We start from the raw sequence: 24,240 nt of genomic DNA, 5'->3' as shown, positions 1-24,240 counted from the left end.
GAGAAAGGTGCAAAGGGCGCGATGTCCGCTGCAGGAGAAGGACACGAAGGACACGACCACCGGCTGGATCCCGGGGCAGATCGGCGCTACCTGGCGGTGGCCCTCTGCCTGATCGGGGCTTTCACGCTCGCCGAGGGCGTGCTGGGCTTCTTCGCCTCCTCCCTCGCGCTGCTCTCCGACGCCGGGCACATGCTCACCGACGCCGGAGCCCTCGCGCTCGCGCTCGTCACGATGCGCCTCGCGCAGAGGCCCGCCCACGGCATCATGACCTACGGCCTCAAGCGCTCGGAGATAGTGAGCGCCCAGATAAACGGCGTCAGCCTCCTGGTGCTCTCGGCGCTCTTCTACTACGAGGGGATAGTCCGCCTGCTGCACCCGCCGCGGGTCGAGGGCGGGCTGGTCCTCGTCGTCGGGCTCGCCGGCATCGGGGTCAACCTGCTCGCCACCTTCACGCTCGCGAAGGCGAACAGGGAGAGCCTCAACGTCGAAGGTTCCTTCCAGCACATCCTGACCGACCTCTACTCGTTCATCGCGACGACGATCGCGGGCGGCATCATCTACTTCACCGGCGGTTACTACCGCGCCGACGCGCTGGCCGCGCTCGTCATCGCCACGATAATGCTCCGGGCGGGCTTCGGGCTGGTGCGCGACTCGGGGCGCATCTTCATGGAGGCCGCCCCCAAAGGCCTCGACCCCGACGAGATAGGGCACGTCATGATCTCACACCCGGGCATAGTCAACGTCCACGACCTGCACGTCTGGGAGGTCACCTCCGGCTTTCCGGCCCTCTCGGCCCACGTGCTGGTCGGACGCAACGAGGACTGCCACAGGCGCCGCCGCGAGCTCGAAGGGCTGCTCGAGGAACGCTTCGGGATAAGCCACACCACGCTGCAGGTCGACCACGAGACCCCGGAGCTCCTGGACATCCCCACGAAGGACGGAACCGAGGGAGCGCGCTTCACCCACCCCCACTAACGCACCGTGATGACGGCCCGTCCGCCCGGCGGGCTCTCGTGGTGGAGCCGGTCCACAGCGCTCACGCAGTAGGTGTAGCGGCGCCCGGGGCGGGCCGTCCGGTCGAAGCAGGAAAGAGTCCCGGAGCGGCCGGCCGGGACGACCTTGAGGATGTTGCGCCCGTCCCGCAGGTCGCAGGCTCCGGGCCTCCTCGCCCCACCGAAGCGGTAGACGACGTAGAGCGCATCATCCGGCCTCCCCCGGGCGCGCCACTCGAGCATTACGCCCCGCCTGGTGTTCCTCGCCCGCAGCAGCACCGGGTGAGGCGGAGCACCGCCGGGCCGGCGCATCGCCGGGATCAGCGCGGGATGCCGGTAGAGGTCGCGCGCGAGGCGGCCGCGGAACCCGAGCGGGTTCTTGAGCACGTCGCTCATGCTGAAGTAGACGTCGCCCCTAACCCCCGGATGGCGGCGGTCGAAGCGCACGTGCGAGGGCATCTCGTTTGGGTCGTCCCAGGCGCCGCCGCTCCCGATCTTGTACGCCGCCTGCCCGATGTACAGCTCCACCCCGCGACCCCGCACCTGCTCTGCCCACCACCGCACCAGCACCTCGTAGGGGGCGGGCCCGTAGCCGAAGTCCCAGTAGACCTGCGGGACGACGTAGTCGAGCCAGCCTCGCCGCACCCACCCGCGGCTGTCGGCGTAGAGGTCGTCGTAGGAGGAGAGGCCGCTGGTCGCCGAGCCCCGCGGGTCCTCCGAGCGGTTGCGCCAGATGCCAAAAGGGCTGACCCCGAACTTCACGTACCGTTTTTCGCGCTTTATCTGGCGGGAGAGCCCGCCCACGAGCAGGTCCACGTTGTGCCGCCGCCAGGCGGCCTTGCTCCGGAAACGCCTCCCGTAGCGGCGGAAGGTGCCGCCGTCGGGGAAGCCCTCCCCGGAGACCGGATAGGGGTAGAAGTAATCGTCGAGGTGGACGGCGTCGATGTCGTACCTCCCGACCACCTCCATCACCGAACGTTCGATGAGACGCCGCACGCCGGGGATCCCCGGGTCGAAGTAAAGCCCGTCGCCGTAGCGGACGACCCAGCCGGGATGCTCACGCGCCGGGCTGCGCGGCGCGAGGCCGCGCAGGCTCGACCCGGTGCTCACCCGGTAGGGGTTGAACCAGGCGTGCAGCTCCAGCCCCCTGCGGTGGGCCTCCTCCACCGCGAAGGCGAGGGGATCGTAGCCGGGGCTCCTCCCCTGCCAACCCGTCAGGTAAGAGGACCACGGCGCGTACCTGGAAGGATAGAGCGCGTCCGCCGCCGGGCGCACCTGCAGGATGACGGCGTTCATCCCGAGCGAGCGCACGGCATCGAGGATATCGAGGAGCTCCCGCTTCTGACGGCGCGCCGGAAGCCCGGGACGTGAGGGCCAGTCTATGTTGGAGACGCTCGCGACCCAGACTGCCCGAAACTCTCGTTTGGGAACCTCAGGCCTGCCGCAGCGCTCCTGAGAAGCACCTCCCCCGCTCGCGGCTTCCGCCGGCTTCTGCCCCGCGGCCAGGCCGCAGAGCGCGAGCCCGGCCGCCCCGCCGCCCGCGAGCCCGAGGAAGCCCCGGCGCGAGATCGCATCCTGCATAGCTTATTACCCCCTCCCTACGGTTGCAGGCCCATTGTGCCAGAGGGAGGGGGGCGACGCTAGACCTCGACCAGCACGGCGTCCCCCTGGCCGCCGCCGGAGCAGATCGCGGCGAGCCCTCGCCCGCCGCCCCGGCGGCGCAGCTCGTAGAGGAGCGTCATCAGGATGCGCGCCCCGGAGGCGCCTATCGGGTGGCCGAGCGCGAGCGCCCCGCCGTTGACGTTGACGATCTCCGGGTCAACGCCGAGGATGCGCGCGGAGTGGATCGCGACGCCGGCGAACGCCTCGTTGATCTCGACGAGGTCGAGATCCTCCGCCCTCCAGCCGGCCTTCCTGAGGGCGAGCCTCGCGGCGTTCCCGGGCGCCGTCAGGAGGTCCGGCGGGCCCTCGGCGACCTTGGCGTGGGCGACGATCGTCCCGAGCGGCGCGAGGCCGCGCTCCCTGGCGAACGTCTCGCTCGAGAGCACCAGGGCCCCCGCTCCGTCGGTGACGCCCGGGGCGTTCCCCGCGGTAACGGTCCCACCCTCCTCGAGCGGCGGCAGCTTCGCCAGCTTCTCGAGGGTGGTGTCGCGTCGGATCGGCTCGTCATGCTCCACGAACGTGGTCTGACCCTTTCTGCCGGGCACCTTCACCCCGACGATCTCCTCCGCGAGGCGGCCCTCGTCGGTCGCGGCGGCCGCCCTGCGGTGCGAGCGCAGCGCCCACTCGTCCTGCTCCTCGCGCGAGAGGCCGTAACGCCTCGCCCCTTCGGCTCCGAACCGGATCATCTGCACGTGCTCGAAGGCGTCGAGGAGCCCGTCGTGGATCATCGCGTCCACCGCCTCGAAGTCGCCCATCCGGGCCCCCCAGCGCGCCTTCTCGAGCAGATACGGGGCGTTCGACATGCTCTCCATCCCACCTGCCAGGACCACCCGGTAGTCCCCGACCCGGATCATGGTCTCCGCCAGGACCGCGCTCCTCAGGCCCGAGGCGCACACCTGGTTCAGCGTCTCGGTCGTGAGCGAGAAGGGGAGCCCCGCGTGCCGGTTGGCCTGCCGCGAAGGGATCTGGCCGACGCCAGCCTGCACCACGATGCCGAAGACCGAGTGTTCTATCTCTTCGTCCTCGACCCCTGCACGGTCGACGGCCTCCCTTATCGCCGCGCCGCCCAGCTCCGGCGCGCTCAGTGCAGATAGCACACCACCGAGCTTGCCGAACGGCGTTCTCGCCGCCCCCAGGACCACGGCTCTCTCCACTTCGACACCTCCAGAGCGCCGCCAGCTACACCTACAGTCTACCCCGCCGCAGGTCTCGCAGCGCGGCGCGGGCGGCGAAGTAGCCGCACATACCGTGCACTCCGCCCCCCGGCGGGGTCGAGGAGGAGCAGATGTAGAGTCCCTTTGCCGGCGTGGCATACGGCACGGGGCTCGCCACGGGGCGGGTGAAGAGCTGCCCCAGGTCCATCAGCCCCCCGTTTATGTCCCCGCCGACCAGGTTGGCATCCCAGCGTTCGAGCTCCGCGGCGTTCATCGTCGAGCGGGCGAGGATGCGTTCCCTGAAGCCGGGGGCGAAGCGTTCCAGCTGCGCCTCCATCCTCTCCGTCATGTCGAAGGTCGAGCCGTTGGGGACGTGGCAGTATGCCCAGAGGGTGTGGTGCCCCTCCGGCGCCCGCGAGGGGTCGAAGAGGCTCGGCTGGGCGACGAGGACGAACGGCCTCTCCGGGTGCTCCCCCCGCGCCACCGCGCCCTCGGCCCCGGCTATCTCCTCCAGCGTCCCCCCGACGTGTACGGTCGCCGCGAGGGCGCACTCCCGCGCCTCCCACGGCACCGGCCCCTCCAGCGCGTAGTCGACCTTGAAGACGCCCGGCCCGTAACGGTAGCGGGCGAGGCGCGCGCGGTAGCGGGCGGGCAGGCGCTCCCCGGCCACCCCGAGCACCTGCCTCGGGGTCAGATCCAGCAGGACGACCTTCGCCGCCGGAAGTTCCGCCACGGAGCTCACGGGGCTTCCGACGTGGACCTCCCCGCCCAGGGAACGCAGGCAGGAGACGAGGGCGTCGGTGATCCTCTGCGCCCCGCCCTTCGGGAACGGCCAGCCCGCCGCGTGCCCGAGCGCCGCGAGCACGAGCCCGAAGGCGGCAGAAGGCCTCTGCTCCAGCGGGAGAAACGAGTGGGCGGCGCAACCGGCGAAGAGGGCCCGCGCCCGCTCCCCGCGGAAGAGACCCTCCGCGAGCGCGCGCGCCGACCTCATGGCATACATCCCGAAGGCGCCGAGCGCGAGCGGGTGCCGGGGCATTCGCGGCGGACCGAGGACGGCGCCCGCTATCTTCTCCCAGTCGCCCGTGATGGGGCTCATGAGGTCGCGGTAGGCTGAGGCGTCCTCCCCGAGGTTGCGGGCGGTCTCCTCCACCGAGCGCCAGAGCAGCACGGCCTCCCCGCCTTCGAGCGGGTGGGCGAGGGGGACCGGGGGGTGGACCCACTCGAGACCGTGCTCCCCGAGCGGCAGCGTCCGGAAGAAAGGGGAGGAGTACCCGAGCGGGTGGATCGCGGACCCGAGATCGTGCACGAAGCCCGGGAGCGTCACCTCCTGCGAGCGGCAGCCCCCTCCAGGAACCTCCGCAGCCTCGAAGACCGCGACCGGGAGCCCCCGCCGCGCCAGCTCGACGGCCGCCGCGAGCCCGTTCGGCCCCGCCCCCACGATAACCGCGTCGTAGGACGCCCTGGACCCCACACTTCGGGCGGGCCGTGCGGAGGACGGGTGGTGAAACCCCGGCGAGTCCATAAACTCGCTTCATTATCCCAAAATCCACCCCCCGGCGTAGAATGAGCCACTGGAGCGTATGATGAGCACCCCCGCAGCCGCACTGATGGTGACCGGATCCCTCTCGGGCCACCTCTCGCAGATGCTCGGCGATCCGGCGACGATCCTCTTCACCGCCATCCGGGTCGCCATCGTCTACCTGGTTTTGCTCCTGTTCCTCTACCTGGCCGGCAGACGCACCCTGGGACAGATGACGCCCTTCGACCTGGTCGTGCTGCTCCTGATCTCGAACGTCGTGCAGAACGCCATGATAGGTCCGGACGTCAGCCTGACTGGCGGCCTCCTCGGCGCGGTCATACTCCTCACGCTCAACCACCTGGTGGCCCGCAACACCTGGTTGAGGAGGCATCTGGAACGCCAGCCGGTCATGCTCGTCTACCGGGGACGGGTGCTCGACGATAACCTGCGGCGGGAGGAGGTGAGCCTGGCGGACTTGGAGGAGGCGATCCGGGAACACGGGATCGACTCCACCGCCGACGTCGAGACCGCCGTGCTGGAGATGGACGGGACGATCTCGATCATCGGCAAACACCAGGCCCACCCGAAGAAGGTCCGCCGCGTGAAGTCCAGCCGCAACCGCTGAACTTCCAGCCTCAAAGCATGCATCTTTCCCCGCAGGTATAGAATGTACAGCCAGGGGAAAGAGAAAAGGAGGAGCCGTGGCCAACATCGGTGATTACACGAAAACCTATGCAGGCTTCGCGTGGGAGACCCCCGAGCGCTTCAACTTCGGTCGAGACGTGGTCGACCGCTGGGCCGAGGACGAAGGACGCCCGGCCATGCTCTGGCTGGGCACGAGCGGCGGGGAGCGCCATCTCACCTTCGCGGACTTCGCCCGCATCTCGAACCGCTTCGCGAACGCCGCCCGCGAGCTCGGCGTGAAGAGGGGCGACCGGGTGATGGTCCTGCTCGGCAAGGTTCCGGAGTGGCACGCGGTGCTCGTCGGGCTGCTGAAGCTCGGGGCGGTGGCCATCCCCTGCTCCCCGATGCTCCGCGCGGGCGACCTGGAGTATCGGGCGAACCATTCGGAGGCGGTGATGGTCGTCTCGGACGCCGACGGTGCTCCGGAGGTGGAGAGGATGCGCCAGGATGCACCCTCGATCCGGAACTTAGTACTCCTCGGGGAAGGCCGCGAGGGCTGGGAGAGCTTCGCGGAGATCACCGGGGCCGCCTCCGAGGAGTTCTCCGCCGAAGACACCGCCGCGGACGAGCCGGCGTTCCTGCTCTACACCTCGGGCACCACCAGGCATCCCAAGGGCGTGCTGCACACCCACGGCTACACCCACGCCAAGCGGATGCAGTCCCGCTACTGGCTCGACCTGCAGGAGGGCGACCGCCTGTGGTGCACCTCCGGGACCGGCTGGGCCAAGAGCATCTGGAACGTCATCCTCGGCCCCTGGAGCTGGGGCACCGAGATCTTCTTCCACGAGGGCCCCTTCGACTCGAAGGAGCGGATCGAACTGCTGCAGCGCCACGACATCACCGTCCTCTGCCAGGCCCCGACAGAGTACCGGCTTCTGGCGAAGACGAAGGAGCTGGAGGAGGCCGACCTCTCGAAGATCCGCCACGCGGTCTCGGCGGGGGAGCCGCTGAACCCGGCCGTCATAGAGCGCTGGCGCGCGCTGCACGGGATCACGATCTACGACGGCTACGGGCAGACGGAGAACACGCTCATCGTCGGCAACTTCCCCGGCGTGGAGGTGAGACCCGGCTCGATGGGTTTGCCCTCCCCCGGCTGCGACGTGAGGGTCATAGACGAGGACGGGAACGAGTGCGCTCCGGGGGAGCCGGGAGACATCGCTTTGCGCCGGGGGATGCCCGCGCTCTTCAGAGAGTACTACCGCCAGCCGGAGCAGACGGCCGCCTCCCACAGAGGGGACTACTACATAACCGGCGACCGGGCCTACCGCGACGAGGACGGGTACTTCTGGTTCGTCGGCAGGGCGGACGACGTGATCATCTCGGCCGGCTACACGATCGGACCGTTCGAGGTGGAGAGCACCCTGATCGAACACCCGGCCGTGGTGGAGAGCGGGGTCGTAGCCTCCCCCGACGAGGACCGCGGGAGCGTGGTGAAGGCTTTCGTGGTGCTCGGGGAAGGGTACGAGCCCTCCGAGGAGCTCGCCCGCGACATCCAGGAGTTCTGCAAGCGCCAGAGCGCCCCGTACAAGTACCCGCGCAGGATAGAGTTCGTCGACGAGCTGCCCAAGACCGCGAGCGGCAAGATCCGCCGCGTCGTGCTCCGGCAGCGGGAGTACGCCGGAGCCTGAGAGGGCGTGTCGGCTCCGGCAGGCATCCTGCGCGGGGTGCGCGCGGTGAGCCTGTGCCTCAACATCCCCGGCCCGGTCGCCGCCTCCAGGCTGCACTCGATGGGCGCGGAGGTGAGCAGGGTCGAGCCGCCCGAAGGCGACCCGCTCGGGCGTTACTGCCCGCTCTGGTACCGCGACCTGACGGCGGGGCAGCGGGTGCTGAGGCTGGACCTGAAGCGGCGGGAGGACAGAGAGAGCCTCGAAGGGCTGCTCGCCGGGGCGGATCTCCTCCTCACCTCGAGCCGGCCCGCCGCGCTGCGGCGCCTCGGGCTCGGGTGGGAGGATCTGCACGCCCGATACCCGCGCCTCTCGCACGTCGCGATAACCGGTCACCCGCCCCCGGAGGAGAACCGCCCCGGCCACGACCTCACCTACCAGGCCTCCCTCGGGCTCCTCGATCCGCCGCATCTCCCGCGCACCCTGCTCGCCGACCTCGCCGGCGCCGAGAGGGCGGTGAGCGCGGCTCTCGCGCTGCTTCTCGAACGAGAGCGCGGCGGAGAAGAAGGCGCGTTCGCCGCCGTCCCGCTGCAGGAGGCAGCCGCCTCCTTCGCTGCACCGCTGCGCTACGGCCTGACCGCTCCCGGCGGCCTCCTCGGGGGAGCCTTCGCGGGGTACGGGCTCTACCGTACGCAGGATGGGTGGGTCGCCCTCGCCGCGCTCGAGCCCCACTTCCAGAGCCGCCTCGCAGGAGAACTCGGCCTCGAGGAACTGAGCCACGAAGCCCTGCAGGAAGCCTTCTCCCGCAGGAGCGCCCGGGAGTGGGAGCGGTGGGCCCGGGAGCGCGACCTGCCGCTCTCCAGGGTGAGGGGTGCTCCCGGCCTCACCGGCACAGTATCGCGGAGAGCTGCATCAGGGCCGGAGCCATCCGGGGACCGTACCAGGTGAGGAGCTTGCCGTCGATCGGGTAGACGCGCCCCGAGCGGGCGGCGGGAACGTCCAGCGCGTAGAACTCCGGCAGGTCCGCGGCAGAGAAGGGATAGGGCTCGTCGGGGAGCAGTATCACCTCGGGTGAGGTCTCCTCTATCTCCCCCGGCGTCACCCGCGGGTAGCGCCCACGCCCGGCGAAGACGTTCTCGCCGCCGCACACCCGGATCACGTCCCCCGCGTAGGTGTCGCCCCCAACGCTCATGTACGGGTTCTTCCAGATCGGGGCGAAGACCCGCCGGGGACGCTCCGGGCGCGAGGATTCGAGGATGCGTAGCACATGCTCGATACGCCCCAGGAAGACGTCCGCGCGCGGGGCCTCCACCCTCCGCGCGAGCTCCCGCAGCATCGCGAGCGCCCCCGCGACCGTCGCGGGTTCGCCCAGGAAGATCTCGACGCCGGCCTCAACGATCGCCTCGACGTCCTCCCGGCGGTTCTCCTCCCTCACCGCGACGACGAGGTCCGGCTCGAGCGAGAGGAGGCGATCGAGGTCCACCTTCTTGGTCCCTCCAACCTTCTCCACCCGGCCGACCTCGTGTGGCGGCTGGGTGCAGTAGCGGGTGCGCCCGACGACCCGCCCGCCGGCGCCGAAGGCGAAGAGCGCCTCGGTCAGCGATGGGACCAGGCTCACTATCCGCCGGGGCGCCAGGGCCTCTAGACCTCCCGGAAGATCCGCTCGGAAGCCGAGATCGGATCGAGCCTGCGGGCGTAGACCTCCTCCATTATCTTTGCGTCCTCGCGGGCGAGCCGTTCTTTGATCTCCCTCTCCAGCCGTCCGGTAGCCCAGGAGACGACGAACTCCCGCAGCGAGGCACGCCTCCGCTTCTCCAGCTCCCCGCTATCCTCGAGGCGCCTCCGGTGCCCCTCTATCTCGGATTTGAGCTCTTCGATCCCCTCGCCGGTGTCCCCGCGGGTCATGACGATCGGCGGGATCGGGGCCTCCGGGTCGAGCTCGTGCCCGATCTCGAGCATCTGGCGCAGCTCGCGCTTGGCGAGGGTGGCCTGCGGGTGGTCCGCCTTGTTCACGCAGAAGACGTCCGCTATCTCCATGACGCCGGCCTTGAGCGCCTGCACCGCGTCCCCGGCGCCCGGCTGGATCGCGAGGACCACCGTCTCCGCGGCCGAGGCGACCTCGACCTCACCCTGGCCGACGCCCACCGTCTCGTAGAGGACCACGTCGCAGCCGTAGGCCTCCATCGCCATCCCGGCGAGCCTCGAACCGGCGGCGAGCCCGCCCAGATGCCCCCGGCTCCCCATCGAGCGGATGAACACCCCGGGGTCGAGGAAGTGGTCCGAGAGCCGGATGCGGTCGCCCAGGATCGCCCCGTGCGAGAAGGGGCTCGAGGGGTCGACGGAGACCACCCCGACCTTCTTCCCCTCGGCGCGGTAGAGCTTTATCAGGCGGGCGAGCAGGCTGCTCTTGCCCACGCCCGGCGGCCCGGTGAACCCCACCGTCACCGCCCCCCCGGTGTGCGGGAAGATCTCGGAGAAGAGCCCGGTCACCTCGGGGTCCTCGCGCTCTATCTTCGAGATCGCCCGCGCCAGCGCCCGCCTGTCGCCGGCGAGCAGCCTCCCGGCCAGCGTCCCCGTATCGGTCCTCTCTACCCCCATCTGGTCTCTATACGGGGCGGATCGAGGAGCGTCTGCATCACCACGCAGTAGCGCTCGGTCTTCTCCCGGAGGGCGGCGAGCTCCTCCTCGGTCGCCCCCGGCGCGTCGACCTCGAAGCCGACCCGGATGCGCTCGAAGCCCACCGACACCTCCTCCGAGATCCCCATCGTCCCGGCGAGGTCGAGGTCACCCTCCACCCCGACCTCTATGCGCCTGGCGTCGAGACCCATGTTCTCCGCGACCATCTGGCAGGTGAGCTGCGCGCAGGCCGCGAGCGCCCCGAGCAAAAGATCACCCGAGCAGGCGGTCTGCCCGCTCCCGCCCACCCCGGCGTGAGCCTCCGCCGCGTAGACCGCCCGGCCTATGTCCACCGAGCAGGAGACCGGCGTCTCCTGCCGGCTCGCCCTGGCCGAGAGCGTCACCTTCGAGGAGCCCGGCTCCTCGCGGTAGCGCTTCTTCAACGGCCTCTGCACCGACCTCAGGTCCATCTCTTCTCCTCTCCCAGAAAGGCGAGAGGGGCCCGGAGGGCCCTCTCGCCGCACCCCAGCAAACCCGTTCTCCCTACCCTTCCAGCAGCAGCGCCTCCGGATCCTCGATGAGCTCCTTGATCCTGACCAGGAAGCTCACCGCCTCCGCCCCGTCGATCACCCGGTGATCGTAGGAGAGCGCCAGGTACATCATCGGGCGCACCACGACCTCCCCGTCGACGACGACCGGGCGCTCCTGGATCTTGTGCATCCCCAGGATCGCCACCTGCGGGGTGGTCAGGATCGGGGTGGACATCAGCGAGCCGAAGATGCCGCCGTTGGTGATCGTGAACGTCCCGCCGCGCAGATCCTCGAGCGTGAGCCTCCCCTCCCTGGCCTTCGTCGCGAGCTCCGCGATCTCCTGCTCTATCTCGGCGAAGTTCTTGCGGTCGGCATCGCGCACGACCGGCACCACGAGGCCCTCGTCGGTCGAGACGGCGACCCCGATGTCGTAGTACTTCTTGAGGACGAGCTCGTTGCCGTCGAGCTCGGCGTTGACCTGCGGGAACGCCTTGAGCGCCGCGACCGAGGCCTTGGTGAAGAAGCTCATGAACCCGAGCCGCGCCCCGGTGCGCTCCTGGAACGACTCCCGCCTCCTGCGCCTGAGCTCCATCACCGCCGACATGTCCACCTCGTTGAACGTGGTGAGCATCGCGGCCTCGTGCTGCGACTGCACGAGCCGCTGGGCGATCGTGAGCCTCCGGCGCGAGAGACGTACCCGCTCCTCGGGGCGTCCCTCCGCGGCGGCAGGGGCCGGACGCGGCGCGGGGGCGGTCTCGGCGTGGCCATCGGCCTGCGGCGCCTCCTCCGGAGCGGGGCGCGCCTGCTCCCGGATCACCCGCTCCACGTCCTCCCGGGTGATGCGCCCGCCGGAGCCCGAGCCCTCGATCTCCGAGAGGTCGACCCCGTACTCCCGGGCTAGCTTCCTCACCGCCGGAGAGGCCCGCCGGGCCCCCTCCTCGGCCTCCCGGTGGCCGTTGGTCGCCTCCCCGATTTCGGCCGGCGCGGCCTCCGGCTCCTCCCGTTCCTGAGCTTCGGCGGTCTCTTCCTCGGCCGCGGGCTGAGCCCCGTCGCCCTCGGCGATCGTCCCGATAACCTCGCCGACGTTCACCGTCTCGCCCTCGCCCTTGGCGATCTTCTGCAGGACCCCGTCCTGCTCCGCCTCGACCTCGAAGTTGATCTTGTCGGTCTCGAGCTCCACCAGGGGCTCCCCGGCCTTCACCGCCTCGCCCTCCTTCTTCAGCCAGCGGCCAACGGTGGCGTCGGTGACCGATTCTCCGAGCTCGGGCACGTGTATATCAGCGGGCAATTCTCACCTCTCCTAGACTCTCGCTACCAAAACTCTCCGCTACGGGCCCTCAGGCCCCCTGTGTGGTGCGGGCCTGCGTCCCTCTGACCGCGGCCTCGGCCTTCCTTCCGTCGTCCTCGCCCCGGAAGGCCCGGCTCACGATCTCGGCGTGCTCCCGGCGGTGGAACTTCGCAGAGCCCTGCGCCGGGCTCGGGCGCGCCGGCTTGCCGACGTAGATTATCGGGAGCCCCCCGGAGACCAGCTCGCGCAGCCTGGGCTCCATGAAGCTCCAGGCGCCCATGTTCTTCGGCTCCTCCTGCACCCAGAGTATCTCGCGCAGGTTGGGGTATCCTCCGATCACCTCCCGCAGCTGCTCCTCCGGGAACGGGTAGAGCAGCTCCACCCGCGCGACCGCCGTGTCCTCGGCCTCGTCCCTGTACTCGCTGCCGACGAGCTCCGTGTAGAACTTGCCCGAGCAGAGGATGAGGCGCTCGATCGAGTCCGCCCTCTCCCGCGCCTCCGCGTCGTCCAGCACCGGCTGGAACCTGCCGCTCGCGAGCTCCTCCAGCGTCGAGGCGGCCATCGGGTGGCGCAGGAGGCTCTTCGGCGTCATGAGGATGAGCGGCCTGCGGTTGTCGGTGAGCATCGCCTGCGCCCGCAGGAGGTGGAAGTACTGCGCGGCGGTGGTGCAGTTGGCCACCCGGATGTTCTCCCGCGCCGCCAGCTGCAGGTAGCGCTCGAGCCGGGCCGAGGAGTGCTCGGGCCCCTGCCCCTCGTACCCGTGCGGCAGCAGCATAACCAGCCCGGAGGCCTGCCCCCACTTGGCCTGCCCGCTGACGACGAACTGGTCTATCATCGCCTGCCCGACGTTGGCGAAGTCCCCGTACTGTGCCTCCCACAGCACGAGCGCCTCCGGCGACCCCACCGAGTAGCCGTACTCGAAGCCCATCGTCGCGACCTCCGAGAGCGGGCTGTTGTACACCGCGAAGGACGCCTTCGCCTGCGGGATGTTCTGCAGCGGCACGTAGCGCTCGCCGGTCTCCACGTCGTGCAGCACCGCGTGGCGCTGCGAGAAGGTGCCCCGCTCGGTGTCCTCGCCCGTAAGCCGGATCGGCACGCCGTCCTCGATGAGCGAGGCGAAGGCCAGCGCCTCGGCGTGGGCCCAGTCTATCTGCTCCAGGCTGCCCCGGTTGCGCCGGAAGAGCCGCTCGAGCTTGGGGTTTGGGTTGAACCCCTCAGGCCTCTCGAGCATCGCCTCGTTGAGGGCCTCGAGCCTCCCGGCCGGGACGGCGGTCTCGGGGATCTCCACCAGCGGGGTGTAGGGCGCATCCCCCATCCCCTCCTCCTCGGCTCTCCCGAGGGAGGGGTTCTTGTGGATCTCCTGCATCCTCGAGTAGACTTCCTCGACCAGCCGCTCGGCCTCCCCTTCCTCGATAATGCCCCGCTCCTCGAGCTCCTTCGCCCAGATCTCGCGCACCGAGGGGTGGGTCCTTATCTTTTCGTACATCAGCGGCTGGGTGTAGGAGGGTTCGTCCCCCTCGTTGTGCCCGTAGCGCCGGTAGCCCACCAGGTCGATCAGGAAGTCCTTGTGGAATCTCTGCCGGTAGGCATACGCCATGCTCACCGCCGCCAGGCACGCCTCCGGATCGTCGGCGTTGACGTGGACGACCGGGATCTCGAAGCCCTTGGCCAGGTCGCTGGCGTAGGTCGTCGAGTAGGCGTCCTCCTTCTCGGTGGTGAAGCCGAGCTGGTTGTTGGTGATGATGTGGATCGTGCCGCCCGTCGCATACCCCCTCAGGCGCGAGAGGTTCAGCGTCTCCGCGGCCACCCCCTCGCCGGGGAACGCCGCGTCGCCGTGCAGCAGGATCGGCAGCGAGGCGTCCACATCCTGCTCCGGGGCTCCTGGTTTCCCGCGATCCTCCTGCGCCGCGCGGGCCATCCCCTCGACGACCGGGTTGACATGCTCGAGGTGGCTCGGGTTGGGGGCGAGGGTGACCTCGACCCGGCTGTCCTCCTCACCCTCTTCGAGGTGGTAGCCCCGGATTCCGAGGTGGTACTTCACGTCCCCGACCCAGCCCTCTCCCGGGCTCTCGGCCACGGAGGGCTGCTCGCCCTTCTCCGGCTGCTGGAACTCGGCGAAGATCTTCTCGTAGGGCTTGCCCAGGACGTGGGCGAGCACGTTGAGTCTGCCGCGGTGGGCCATCCCGAGGACCGCCCCCGGTATCCCCGAGTCGGCCGCGAGCTCGAGCAGCCGATCGAGCATCGGCACGACCATGTCGTTGCCTTCGACCGAGAAGCGCTTCTGCCCGAGGAACGTCCGATGCAAGAATTTCTCGAAGGTGTCAACGCGCGTCAGGCGCTTCAGGAGCCGCTTCGCCTCCCCGGCATCCAGCTTCCCGCCGAAGCGCTCGCTCTCCACCGCCTCGCGCAACCAGAAGCGCTCCTCTGGATCATGGACGTGCCCGAAGTCGTACCCGGTGGTCGAGCAGTAGAGCCGGCGCAGCTCGTCCGCGGCCTCCTTCGCCGTCGAGGTCCTCCCGGCGACCGGCCCGTCGACGATCGAGGAGGGAAGCTCCGCGAGATCCTCCTCGCTTATCCTGTAGAAAGCCGGGTCGAGCGTGGGATCGCCGGGCGGTTCGCTCCCGAGCGGGTCCAGGTGCGCGGCCATGTGACCGAAATCCCTTATGTGCCGGATGAACTTGGTCGCCCCGACGATCTTCTCGACGTCCGCCGCCGGAGCCGCGGCGACCGTGCCCTGCCCGTCGAGCGAGACCTCGCGCGGCCTCCAGTGCTCGAACAGCCTGCGGGTCTGTTCGTCGACGGAGTCGGGGTCTTCCTTGAACCGCTCGTAGAGCTCGAGCACGTATCCCAGGTTCGGCCCGTAAAACTCTCTCTCGGATATCTCAGACAAAGCGGATCACACCCTCACACGTCGTAAGATCTCTCCGTGCGGCATGGACTCTTCTCTGGTGCCCACCGGGGCGCGAAGCCCATCCCGCGCCATCTCGCAACCGCCCCGTTTTGTCGAGGTAGACAGACAACGGCCCTTGCCTTCTTAATGATAACTCACTTCCATGTAGCGGTCTCCCGTCCGTAACGTACGCCCTCTCACATCGTATTATTACCCGGATATGGCTCCTCCATCCCGGCCGGCCGTGTGGTGGCGGCCGCTCGAGGGTCCGACCGTCGTCGAGAGAGGCTGCGAGGTTGAAGAGTTCTGCAGGTGTATCGAGGAAACACGGCGGGGCCCGGTGGCTCCCGAACATCCTCCTGTTACCGCTCGCGGTGGCGTCTTGGACAGCCGTGGGTCCGCTCCAGCAGACGCTGCACGGGCTGCCGATGCTCCGCTTCGGGGCGGCGCTGGTTCTGTTTCTGATCCCGGGGTACGTGATCTACGAGAGGTGGTTCTCACAGGCGTTAGGCGGGGCAGGGGCCATCCCGGCGTCCTTCGCCTTCAGCGTCTCGCTTTTCGGCGTGCTGGGGGTTCCGTTCCTGATCCTGCACGAGAGCCTCTCCGCCTACCTCTTCCTCTGCGGCGTAGTCGTGGCGCTAGCGATCGCGTTCTCGCTGGTGGACGTCCTGATCAAGCGCCCAGCGTCCGACACCGCACGGACGGTCTCCGGGGAGGACCTCTCGGAGGCAGCCTGGTGGCTCTGGGTCCCGTTTACGTGCGGGGCGATCACGCTGGGTTACCTGGCCCACATCAGGTACCCCATGGTGGACGGGGATACCTGGGACTACCTGGCATGGATCCGTGAATACCTGAACACCCGGCACCTGACCCTCTACGACCCGTATTTCGGGGAGAGGGTGGCGGCCATCTCCCGGGTGAAGATAAACGGGTGGCTGTTGGAGCAGGCAGCCCTCTCGCGCGTCGCCGGCATCGACCCGGTCACGCTGGTGTTGCACTACCTGGAGCCGACGCTCGTGGTGGTGGCCCTCCTGGCGTTCTACGCCCTGGGGGTCGCCCTCTTCGGCGGCCACCGGACGGCGCTCCTCGCTGCCACCTTCTACGTACTGTTCCTCCTGGGCCAGCTGGAGCCCACCCCGCAGAGCCTCGGCGGTGAAATCGTGGCGCGCGTGGTGCAGGACAAGTTCCTCACCCGCTATCTCTTCCTGCCGGTTGCGCTCGCGCTCGCCCTCTGCTTCGTCCGGACCCGGCGAGTCCGCCACCTGCTGGGCTTCGCGTTTCTGTGCTGGGCCGTCGTTACGGTCCACCCGGTCGGCCTGGCAGTCATAGCCATCTCGGTCGGTGGTTTCGGGATCGTACACCTTCTGTGCGGACTGAGGGAGCGGAAAGCCTGGCTCGAAACCGCAGGGCTCGCGCTGCCGTTCGTGAGTCTGGCGCTGGGTCCGCTCCTCTACGTCCTCTTCAGGGGGATCCCGCCGACAGCCAAGCTCTACGACGCCGACATAGGCGGCACCCCACCCGAGGTGCTGGCGAACATGGTCTTCGTCCGCCCGGAGTGGCGGCACATCTTCAGGCTGGGAGACGGGCTTTACATCATGCACCCGTACCTGCTGCTCATACCGGCCATAGCGCTGGGCTACGTGGCCGGCGTGCCCTTCCTGGCCCTGCGTCTCCGCCGGAGCCTCCCGGCCCGGCTCCTCCTCGGCACCCTCGCCGTCTCGACGCTGGTGTGCTATCTACCCCCTCTGGCGACCTTCGTCGGCAACGACGTGATAGCCCCCGGCCAGCTATACCGGATGGCCTGGCCGATACCGCTGGCCACCGTCCTGACCGACGCCTGGATGGCGTCCGAGCTCCTCCGGCGTCTCTCCGGCACCCTGACTGGGAGGGGACTGCGGGGGCTCTCGAGCGGCCTGCTCGCCGTGGTGCTCGTGGTCGTGCTCGCCGGGTTTGCCGCACCAGCCGCCACGAGCGGCGCGCGTGAGATAGACAGCGGCCCGCCCCCGCTCGACCGTTCCTTCTTCTTCGACCCGATCTTCCGCTGGATGCAGCACAACATCCGCCAGCCGGCGGTCGTGATGGCTCCGGACCACGACAACATCGCTATCCCGGCTTACTCCTCCTACCTCAACGTGATCAGCTTTCGCGGAGACCCGATCCTGGAACATCTGGGTCAGCTCGAGAAACTCTCCGGCGACAAGATCAGGGTCCCCCGACGCGACCTCGACGTGCACAAGTTCTACTCGGGTCCGACGCTGCTCGAGGCATACCGTATACTGCGCCACTATCACGTAAAGTACGTCCTGGTCTACGCCGAGACCCCGCTGAACGACCAGATGATGCACCTGCCGGGCTTCGTACACATTCCAACCCCGAGCCAGCGGTACAGCCTCTACAGGGTGGACTACCGGACCCTGGCCGGCCACCTCGGCGTCAGCCCGCCGGCCAACCCCTGACCCAGGGACCGGGAGGCTTGCTTGGCCGATCAGCTGACGAGGGCCATCCTGGCGGCGCTACTGGCAGGCCTGCTCCCGGGATACTTCTGGGAGCGAACCCTCTCCGGCAGGCGCGACGTCCCCGAGCGTCTGGCCTGCTCGGCGGCCATCTCCTCCCTGCTCGTCCCCGCAGCCACCCTAGCCATCTCCTGGATCACGGGCGGCGGGGTGACGCTTCCGGTGGCGCTCGCGGCGGTACTTGCGGTCTTCCTCTGCGGGCTCGGGGCGCGGCTGCTCCTGGGCCCGGCCCGGGCCCAGGAGCAGCCGCTGCTCTCCACCCCACCCCCGTTCGGCGGGTTCTCGATGGGCGCCCTCGGGATGGCGCTGGCGCTCGTCGTCATCTCCATGCTGGGCTTCATCTCCCCCGCGACCTCGGCGCCACCCATCGTAGTGCTGCTTGTCGTCGCGGGGGTGGTCGCGAGCGGGGCTCTGGGGGGCGGACAGACCGCTGGAACCTTCGAGAGCCCGCGGAAGCCGCTGCTCTCCGCGGGGCTCCTCTCGGCGGCGCTGCTCGTGACGCTCGCGCGCGGCTATTGGGGACCAGTGGTCCACGACTGGCCCTACCTGCGCGGCGGCGACCAGTTTTCCCACGCCGTGATGGCCGAGCAGATGCTCTGGCACGGTTCCTACTCCTCCTATCTCATCTACCCGCCCGGCTTCCCGACGCTTACGGCCGTGATCTGCCGCCTCGGAAGGCTCACCCCGCTGGAGCTCTTCCCGGTACTCGCCCCGGCATTGCCGGCCCTCGGGGCGCTGGCGGCCTACGCGCTGTCCCGCCGCCTGTGGGGCTGGGAGTTCGGGGTGGCGGCAGCATTCCTCTCGGGGGTCGTCGCCAGCAGTTCCTACGACGACTTCGCCCAGGCACGCTACCCGAATTTCTTCTCCGCCTACTTCCTGATGGTGCTGGCGGTCGCGGCGCTGCTCGACCTCTACCGGAACCCCTCGGCCCGGCGTGCGCTGCTCTCCGGGCTCCTCGGTTCCTCAGTCGTTCTGTACCACCCGGTCGGGACGCTCTACATGGCCCTCCTCCTGGCCTGCGTCTCGGTGCTGATCGTGCCCTACCTGCTCTTCACCGCCCAGCGCAGGGAGGCTCTCACACTCGTCCTCTCCCTCTCGCTCACGGCCGTACTCTCGGTGCTCTGGGCCTGGAGGACCTACGACCTGCCACATCTCCTCTCTGGTATCAGCAGCCCAGGAGGAACCGGCCGGGCCGTCGCCGTGACGATCGGCAGCCAGAGCCCGCCGGACTTCCGTGGCACGCTCGCGGAGCTCTCACCCCCCGTCCTCTGGCTCGGTCTGCTCGGTCTGCTGCTCCTGGCGCTGCATACCCCCTCCCGCAAGGAGATCGCCGCGCGGGCCACGCTGCTGCTGTGGGTCCTGATCCTCTTCGCCGGCAGCCGGACCTCTCTCTCGGGGTTCCCCGAGCGCTTCAGCCGCGACCTGAGTATCCCGCTCGTCGCGGCGGCGGCGTTCGCCTCGGTCTCGCTCGTACGCCCGGCCTGGCAGGCCGGCCTACCCCGGCTGCTCTCGAAGACCACCCTCGTCCTGCTCTGCACCGTCGTGGTGATCCAGGCCGCGCTCGGCCTGGATGCCGCGCGGCTGCCGGGGCAGGCGGTCCTCACCCCCTCCCTGGCACGTGCCGGAGCGTGGTTGAGGGAACACAACCGCGGGGGCAACATAATCTCGACCCCGTACCTGGGGCGTGGGATCTCCAACCGGGCGGTCCTCGCGCTGGGCGGCTACACCGGGCTGCAGTCCTACCGCGAGCACCGCATAGAGCACCCCCGCTCCCTGCCGACCGCTGGCAAGAGACCTCTCCTCGTCTCGCAGTGGGTGCTGCACCATCCCAGGGGCGGGCGCACCGCGAGGTTCCTGCGGGAAAACGACGTGCGGTACATCGTCATATACAAGCGGTACCCCGGCGTCAACTGGCGCGCCTTCGCGGACGCCCCGGATTACCGCAGGGTGTACGAGAACCGGGCCATCGTGATCTTCGCCCCGAAGAACGCCCAAACGCCGGGCGGCGTGGTTTAACATACGAATTCCCCTGTCCGGAGCAGCATCGCGAGAGGAGAGTGACCCTTTTTGAGACGCTTCGAGACCAGAGCCGTCCACGCCGGCGAGCGGCGCGGCGGCGGTGGGCGGGAGCCCGACACCAGCAACCCCATCTCGACGCCCATCTACGCCTCGACCACCTTCTGGCACCCGGACGTGCAGACCACCGACCGGGTGCTCGGCGGCGAGGAGGCGGGCTACAGCTACACCCGCTACGGCAACCCGACCGTCACCGCCTTCGAGGAGGCCATCGCCGCCCTGGAGAGCCCACGGGGCGGGGCGCGCTCCTTCGCCTTCGCCTCGGGCATGGCCGCGCTGCACGCGGCGCTTCTCGCGGCCGAGCTCTCTCCCGGGGGGCGCGTGCTGGCCGCCGAACAGCTCTACGGCTCGACCGCGACGCTCCTGGTACAGATCTTCGGTTCGAGCGGGGTCGAGGTGCGCTTCGCTGACTTCTACGATCTGAAGAGCCTGCAGAGGCGGGTCGAGGAGCTCAACCCCCGCGCGCTCGTCGTAGAGTCGATCTCGAACCCCCTGCTGCGGGTCGCCGACGTGCCGCGCCTGGCGGAGCTCTCACGCTCCGCCGGAGCCGCCCTGATCGTGGACAACACCTTCGGCACCCCTTACCTGCAGCGCCCGCTGGAGCTCGGCGCGGACATCGTCGTCCACAGCGCGACCAAGTACCTCTCGGGGCACGGGGATCTGACGGCCGGTGTGGTCACCGCCGGTCCCCCCTACGACGCGGCCCTCGACCAGGTGCGCAAGCTCACCGGGGGCATCCTCGGCCCGTTCGAGGCCTGGCTCGCCCTGCGGGGGCTCAAGACGCTGCCGCTGCGCGTGGAGCGCCAGTGCGAGAACTCCACCCGGCTGGCGGGTTTCCTCGCGGAGCACCCGAAGGTGCGCCGGGTGAACCACCTCTCGATGGAGGACCACCCGGACCGCGAGGTCGCCCGGCGTACCCTCTCGGGGCCGAGCGGGCTGCTCTCCTTCGAGCTGGACACCGAAGGGCGCGAGGGGGTCTTCCGGTTCCTGAACGCGCTCGAGGTGTGCGTGCGCACCCCGAGCCTGGGGGACGTCTACACGCTGGCCACCCATCCGGCCACCTCATCCCACCGGGACCTCCCACCCTCGCGCCGGGAGCGCCTCGGGGTCGGCGAGAACCTGGTGCGCGTCTCGGTCGGCATAGAGCATCCGGAGGACATAAAAGAGGACATCGCCCGGGCCCTGGAGGAGGTCTGAGGCCGCCCGGCTACCCCCCGAGCTGCCGCAGGAGCTCGTCGGGGTCGGTCGTCGGGCTCTGGCAGGCGTAGTTCCTGCAGACGTAGGCGGTGGCCCGCCCGCCGCGCGCCTCTCTCCCTTCGAGGAGCGGGCTGAGCGCGGCGGCTCGCTCGTCGCGGGGGGAGCGCCCGGCGACGACCCTGTGCGGCAGGTAGCGGGAGCCCATCGCCCTAAGCAGCTCCCCGGTGTCCTCCGCCCCGGGCTCCCCGATCACGGCGACCTCGCAGGGATCCGCCAGGTAGAAGTCCAGCACCGAGAGCAGCCACCCGAAGGCCCCGGGCACCTTCTCCATCGCGCCGCTCATGGAGGAGAGGACCCTCTCAGCCTTCTCGCGATAATCCGGACGATCGAGGAGCAGGGAGAGCTCGAGGAGCACGCCGGTCGCGACCGAGTTGCCCGAGGGGGTGGCGTTGTCGTAGAGGTCGCGCGGGCGGGCTATGAGCTCCTGGTGGCCGGCGTGTGCGTCGTAGAAGCGGCCTTCGTCCTCCTCCCAGAAGAGCGCGACCATCTCCTCGGCGAGATCTCTGGCCTCGACGAGCCAGCGGGGCTCGAGCGTCGCCTCGTGCAGCGCCAGGAGTCCCTCCACGAGGCAGGCGTAGTCTTCCAGGTAGCCGGGCACCTCTCCCGCACGCCCGTCCTTGTAAGAGCGGCGCAGCCTCCCGTCCGGGCGCGCCTTTTCAAGCAGGAAGGCGGCGTTTCTCCGCGCGATCTCCAGGTAGTCCTCCCGGCCTAGTACCCTCGAGGCCAGCGCGAACGAACGCAGCATGAGCCCGTTCCAGGCGACGAGGATCTTCTCGTCGCGCCCCGGCCGCACCCTCCGCCCGCGCGCGGCGAGGAGCTTCGTCCGGATCTCCTCCACGCGCCGCCCGAGCTCCTCCGGGGAGATCCCGAGCTCGCGCGCGACCTCCTCGGGGGGACGGGGCACGTGCAGGATGTTTTTGCCCTCGAAGTTGCCCCTCTCGCTCACACCCCAGTAGACCTCGGCGAGGTGTGCCTCCCCGGGGGTAAGGACGTCGCGGATCTCACGCACGCTCCAGACGTAGAACCTCCCCTCCTCGCCCTCGGAGTCCGCATCCTCGCTCGAGTAGAAGCCGCCCTCGGGCGAGGTCATCTCGCGCGCGACGTAATCCAGGGTCTCCCCGGCCACGCGGCGGTAGAGGTCGCGCCCGGTGAGCCGGTAGGCATCCAAATACAGCCGGGAGAGGAGCGCGTTGTCGTAGAGCATCTTCTCGAAGTGCGGCACGAGCCAGCGGGCGTCGACCGAGTAGCGGTGGAACCCGCCGCCGAGCTGGTCGTAGATCCCACCGCGCGCCATCGCCTCCAGCGTGAGCTCGACGCCGGAGAGCGCCTCCTCGCTCCCGGTGCGCAGGTGATATCGCAGCAAAAATTCCAGGTTCATCGGCTGGGGGAACTTCGGCGCGCCGCCGAAGCCCCCGAGGCGCCGGTCTATCTCGGAGGTGAGCTCCTCACCCGCTCTCTCGAGCAGAGAAACCCCGGGAGTCCCCTCCGGCATCGCGGCCTCGACGGCCCGGCGCAGGTAGTCGCGGACGCTCCCGGCGCTCCTGAGGACTTCCTCGCGGCGGTTCTCGTAGGCGTCGGCGACGCTCGCCAGAACCTGCAGGAAGCCCGGCATCCCGCCCCGGGGTTCGCGCGGGAAGTAGGTCCCGGCGTAGAACGGCGCCCCCTCCGGCGTCAGGAAGACCGTCATCGGCCAGCCGCCGCTGCCGGTCATCGCCTGCACGGCGGACATGTAGAGAGAGTCGACGTCCGGGCGCTCCTCCCGGTCCACCTTGACGTTGACGAAGTGCTCGTTCATGAAGGCCGCGATCGCGTCGTCCTCGAACGATTCGCGCTCCATGACGTGGCACCAGTGGCAGGCCGAGTAACCCACGGAGAGGAGTATGGGCTTGTCTTCCTCCTGCGCCTTCCTGAAGGCCTCCTCCCCCCAGGGGTACCAGTCCACGGGGTTGTCCTTGTGCTGGAGCAGGTACGGGCTGCTCTCGCGGGCCAAACGGTTCGCCACTGTGCGCCTCTCCTGTGCTCGCCTGGGACTCTTCTCCAAAACGTATCACACGGTCGGCTACTATCCCCGCGGAGAGTTTGGGATTGGAGTTTTGCCGGGGAATAAAATAGATTAGTCTATGAATTGCTTGGGCCTTCGAAGAAAAAGCGTTAGCCAGAAGAGAAGGAGGCGAGAGTGAACCTGCAGGAACTGGAGAAGACCGCCCGGGCCCTGGTGGCGCCGGGCAAGGGCATCCTCGCGGCCGACGAGAGCTTCGGTACGATCGAGAAGCGCTTCAAGGCGGTCGGCATCGAGTCGACCGAGGACACCCGCCGCGCCTACCGCGAGATGCTGTTCACCACCGAGGGCATCGGGGAATATCTCTCCGGCGTGATCCTCTTCGACGAGACGATCCGCCAGAAGGCCTCCGACGGTACCCCGCTGCCGAAGGTGCTCGAGAACCAGGGGATAATCCCGGGCATCAAGGTGGACAAGGGCGCGAAGGACATGGCGCTCTCCCCGGGAGAGAAGGTGACCGAGGGCCTGGACGGCCTCAGAGACCGCCTCGCCGAGTACCGGGGGATGGGCGCGCGTTTCGCCAAGTGGCGCGCGGTTATCGCGATCGGCGACGGCATCCCGACCCGCCGCTGCATCGAGGCCAACGCCCACGCCCTGGCCCGCTACGCGGCGCTCTGCCAGGAGGCGGACCTGGTGCCGATCGTCGAGCCGGAGGTCCTCATCGACGGCGACCACTCGATCGAGCAGTGCTTCGAGGTGACCGAGTGGATGCTCAAGACGACCTACCAGCAGCTCTACGAGCAGCGGGTCGAGCTCACCGGTACGCTCCTGAAGCCGAACATGGTCATCTCGGGCAAGGAGGCCCCGGTCCAGTCCGGCGTGGAGGAGGTGGCCCGCGCCACGGTGGAGTGCCTGCTCCGCAGCGTCCCGGCGGCGGTGCCCGGCGTCGTCTTCCTCTCCGGCGGCCAGGGTGACATCCAGGCGACCGAGCACCTCAACGCGATGAACCGCATCTACAAGGGCCGCCTGCCGTGGGAGCTCTCCTTCTCCTACGCCCGCGCCCTGCAGCAGCAGCCGATGGAGATCTGGGCCGGCAAGCCCGAGAACGTCGAGAAGGCCCAGAAGATCTTCCGCCACCGGGCGAAGATGAACAGCGCCGCCCGCTCCGGCAGCTACACCGAGGAGCTGGAGAAGGAGGCCGCCTAAAGGCTCAGAGACCCAGCCACCCCGAAGGAGGCGACGGGCTACCCCGTCGCCTCCTTCATGCCCGGCGGCGCAGGAACCTCAAGAGGGCCGCGCTGAGGAAAAACGCGATCAAAGCAGAGGCCAGCAGAACGGGCACCTCCACCCCCTCGACCCCAAAAGCCCGCACCGCAAAGGCCCCCAGAATCGCCACCGCCCCCGTGAGAAACCCCCACATCAAAAGGAAATAGACGCCCGCAACCACCACAAAGAA

18 protein-coding genes are annotated in these 24,240 nt (G+C 69.2%); 8 read left to right on the top strand and 10 right to left on the bottom strand.

Features of this window, described 5'->3' with window-relative positions; genetic code table 11:
• Positions 1-21 precede the first annotated feature (21 nt).
• Entirely contained in the window at positions 22-975 is a 954-nt protein-coding gene (locus tag PJB24_RS08395) for a cation diffusion facilitator family transporter (protein ID WP_273844750.1), read from the top strand.
• Here PJB24_RS08395 and PJB24_RS08390 read toward each other — a convergent pair.
• The 3 genes from PJB24_RS08390 to PJB24_RS08380 are packed head-to-tail and all read right to left on the bottom strand — an operon-like array spanning position 972 to position 5,279.
• Positions 972-2,573, bottom strand: coding sequence for a glycoside hydrolase family 10-like protein (locus tag PJB24_RS08390; RefSeq protein ID WP_273844748.1), 1,602 nt, complete (start codon positions 2,571-2,573; stop codon positions 972-974). The genes PJB24_RS08395 and PJB24_RS08390 overlap by 4 nt on opposite strands.
• Positions 2,574-2,632: 59 nt before the next feature.
• Positions 2,633-3,808, bottom strand: coding sequence for an acetyl-CoA C-acetyltransferase (locus tag PJB24_RS08385; RefSeq protein WP_273844745.1), 1,176 nt, complete (start codon positions 3,806-3,808; stop codon positions 2,633-2,635).
• A 31-nt stretch (positions 3,809-3,839) separates the two neighbouring features.
• Positions 3,840-5,279: a phytoene desaturase family protein gene (locus tag PJB24_RS08380; RefSeq protein WP_273844743.1), complete on the bottom strand. Its 1,440-nt coding sequence runs from the start codon at positions 5,277-5,279 to the stop codon at positions 3,840-3,842.
• Positions 5,280-5,391: 112 nt separating this feature from the next.
• Between PJB24_RS08380 and PJB24_RS08375 the strand changes: the two genes are divergently transcribed.
• The 3 genes from PJB24_RS08375 to PJB24_RS08365 all read left to right on the top strand — a co-directional run bounded on the left by PJB24_RS08375 (position 5,392) and on the right by PJB24_RS08365 (position 8,563).
• On the top strand, positions 5,392-5,952 hold the full coding sequence (locus PJB24_RS08375; RefSeq protein WP_273844741.1) for a DUF421 domain-containing protein: 561 nt from the start codon (positions 5,392-5,394) through the stop codon (positions 5,950-5,952).
• 76 nt (positions 5,953-6,028) lie between these two features.
• Positions 6,029-7,639: an acetate--CoA ligase gene (locus PJB24_RS08370; RefSeq protein WP_273844739.1), complete on the top strand. Its 1,611-nt coding sequence runs from the start codon at positions 6,029-6,031 to the stop codon at positions 7,637-7,639.
• A 6-nt stretch (positions 7,640-7,645) separates the two neighbouring features.
• On the top strand, positions 7,646-8,563 hold the full coding sequence (locus tag PJB24_RS08365) for a CoA transferase (RefSeq protein ID WP_273844737.1): 918 nt from the start codon (positions 7,646-7,648) through the stop codon (positions 8,561-8,563).
• Here PJB24_RS08365 and PJB24_RS08360 read toward each other — a convergent pair.
• The 5 genes from PJB24_RS08360 to PJB24_RS08340 all read right to left on the bottom strand — a co-directional run bounded on the left by PJB24_RS08360 (position 8,499) and on the right by PJB24_RS08340 (position 14,939).
• The gene (locus PJB24_RS08360; protein ID WP_273844735.1) at positions 8,499-9,233 is read right to left on the bottom strand and encodes a helical backbone metal receptor; all 735 of its coding nucleotides are present in this window, start codon (positions 9,231-9,233) and stop codon (positions 8,499-8,501) included. The two genes, PJB24_RS08365 and PJB24_RS08360, sit on opposite strands and share 65 nt — an antisense overlap.
• A gap of 23 nt (positions 9,234-9,256) precedes the next feature.
• Complete coding sequence (gene meaB / locus PJB24_RS08355) at positions 9,257-10,213, bottom strand: methylmalonyl Co-A mutase-associated GTPase MeaB (RefSeq protein WP_273844733.1); 957 nt, start codon at positions 10,211-10,213, stop codon at positions 9,257-9,259.
• On the bottom strand, positions 10,204-10,701 hold the full coding sequence (locus tag PJB24_RS08350) for an OsmC family protein (protein ID WP_273844731.1): 498 nt from the start codon (positions 10,699-10,701) through the stop codon (positions 10,204-10,206). Before PJB24_RS08350 ends, meaB begins: the two co-directional genes overlap by 10 nt.
• A 73-nt stretch (positions 10,702-10,774) precedes the next feature.
• The gene (gene odhB, locus PJB24_RS08345; protein ID WP_273844729.1) at positions 10,775-12,049 is read right to left on the bottom strand and encodes a 2-oxoglutarate dehydrogenase complex dihydrolipoyllysine-residue succinyltransferase; all 1,275 of its coding nucleotides are present in this window, start codon (positions 12,047-12,049) and stop codon (positions 10,775-10,777) included.
• Between the two features lie 49 nt (positions 12,050-12,098).
• On the bottom strand, positions 12,099-14,939 hold the full coding sequence (locus PJB24_RS08340) for a 2-oxoglutarate dehydrogenase E1 component (protein ID WP_273844727.1): 2,841 nt from the start codon (positions 14,937-14,939) through the stop codon (positions 12,099-12,101).
• Positions 14,940-15,235: 296 nt separating this feature from the next.
• Between PJB24_RS08340 and PJB24_RS08335 the strand changes: the two genes are divergently transcribed.
• The 3 genes from PJB24_RS08335 to PJB24_RS08325 are packed head-to-tail and all read left to right on the top strand — an operon-like array spanning position 15,236 to position 20,725.
• Positions 15,236-17,395, top strand: a complete 2,160-nt coding sequence (locus tag PJB24_RS08335; protein WP_273844726.1) for a DUF6077 domain-containing protein — start codon at positions 15,236-15,238, stop codon at positions 17,393-17,395.
• Between the two features lie 21 nt (positions 17,396-17,416).
• Positions 17,417-19,468 (top strand): hypothetical protein, encoded by a 2,052-nt coding sequence (locus tag PJB24_RS08330; RefSeq protein ID WP_273844724.1) that lies wholly within the window; start codon positions 17,417-17,419, stop codon positions 19,466-19,468.
• A 51-nt stretch (positions 19,469-19,519) separates the two neighbouring features.
• Positions 19,520-20,725, top strand: coding sequence for a trans-sulfuration enzyme family protein (locus tag PJB24_RS08325; protein WP_273844722.1), 1,206 nt, complete (start codon positions 19,520-19,522; stop codon positions 20,723-20,725).
• A 10-nt stretch (positions 20,726-20,735) separates the two neighbouring features.
• On the opposite strand, the gene PJB24_RS08320 is transcribed toward PJB24_RS08325, so the two are convergent.
• Entirely contained in the window at positions 20,736-22,787 is a 2,052-nt protein-coding gene (locus PJB24_RS08320) for a thioredoxin domain-containing protein (protein WP_273844720.1), read from the bottom strand.
• Positions 22,788-22,961: 174 nt separating this feature from the next.
• Between PJB24_RS08320 and PJB24_RS08315 the strand changes: the two genes are divergently transcribed.
• Positions 22,962-23,990 (top strand): class I fructose-bisphosphate aldolase, encoded by a 1,029-nt coding sequence (locus PJB24_RS08315; RefSeq protein ID WP_273844718.1) that lies wholly within the window; start codon positions 22,962-22,964, stop codon positions 23,988-23,990.
• Between the two features lie 55 nt (positions 23,991-24,045).
• Here the strand turns inward: PJB24_RS08315 and PJB24_RS08310 are convergent, their stop codons facing one another.
• Positions 24,046-24,234: a hypothetical protein gene (locus tag PJB24_RS08310; RefSeq protein ID WP_273844716.1), complete on the bottom strand. Its 189-nt coding sequence runs from the start codon at positions 24,232-24,234 to the stop codon at positions 24,046-24,048.
• Positions 24,235-24,240: the final 6 nt, after the last annotated feature.

This window comes from Rubrobacter calidifluminis, assembly GCF_028617075.1.
GTDB classification, from domain to species: domain Bacteria; phylum Actinomycetota; class Rubrobacteria; order Rubrobacterales; family Rubrobacteraceae; genus Rubrobacter_E; species Rubrobacter_E calidifluminis.
The sequence above is the reverse complement of the archived record's forward strand: the minus strand, read 5'-3'. Positions and strand labels throughout refer to the sequence as shown.

Bases quoted from the DNA above. Each gene is read 5' to 3' on its own strand.
- PJB24_RS08395 (WP_273844750.1), top strand. From the start codon at position 22: ATGTCCGCTGCAGGAGAAGGACACGAAGGACACGACCACCGGCTGGAT.
- PJB24_RS08390 (WP_273844748.1), bottom strand. From the start codon at position 2,573: ATGCAGGATGCGATCTCGCGCCGGGGCTTCCTCGGGCTCGCGGGCGGC.
- PJB24_RS08375 (WP_273844741.1), top strand. From the start codon at position 5,392: ATGAGCACCCCCGCAGCCGCACTGATGGTGACCGGATCCCTCTCGGGC.
- meaB (WP_273844733.1), bottom strand. From the start codon at position 10,213: ATGGGGGTAGAGAGGACCGATACGGGGACGCTGGCCGGGAGGCTGCTC.
- PJB24_RS08350 (WP_273844731.1), bottom strand. From the start codon at position 10,701: ATGGACCTGAGGTCGGTGCAGAGGCCGTTGAAGAAGCGCTACCGCGAG.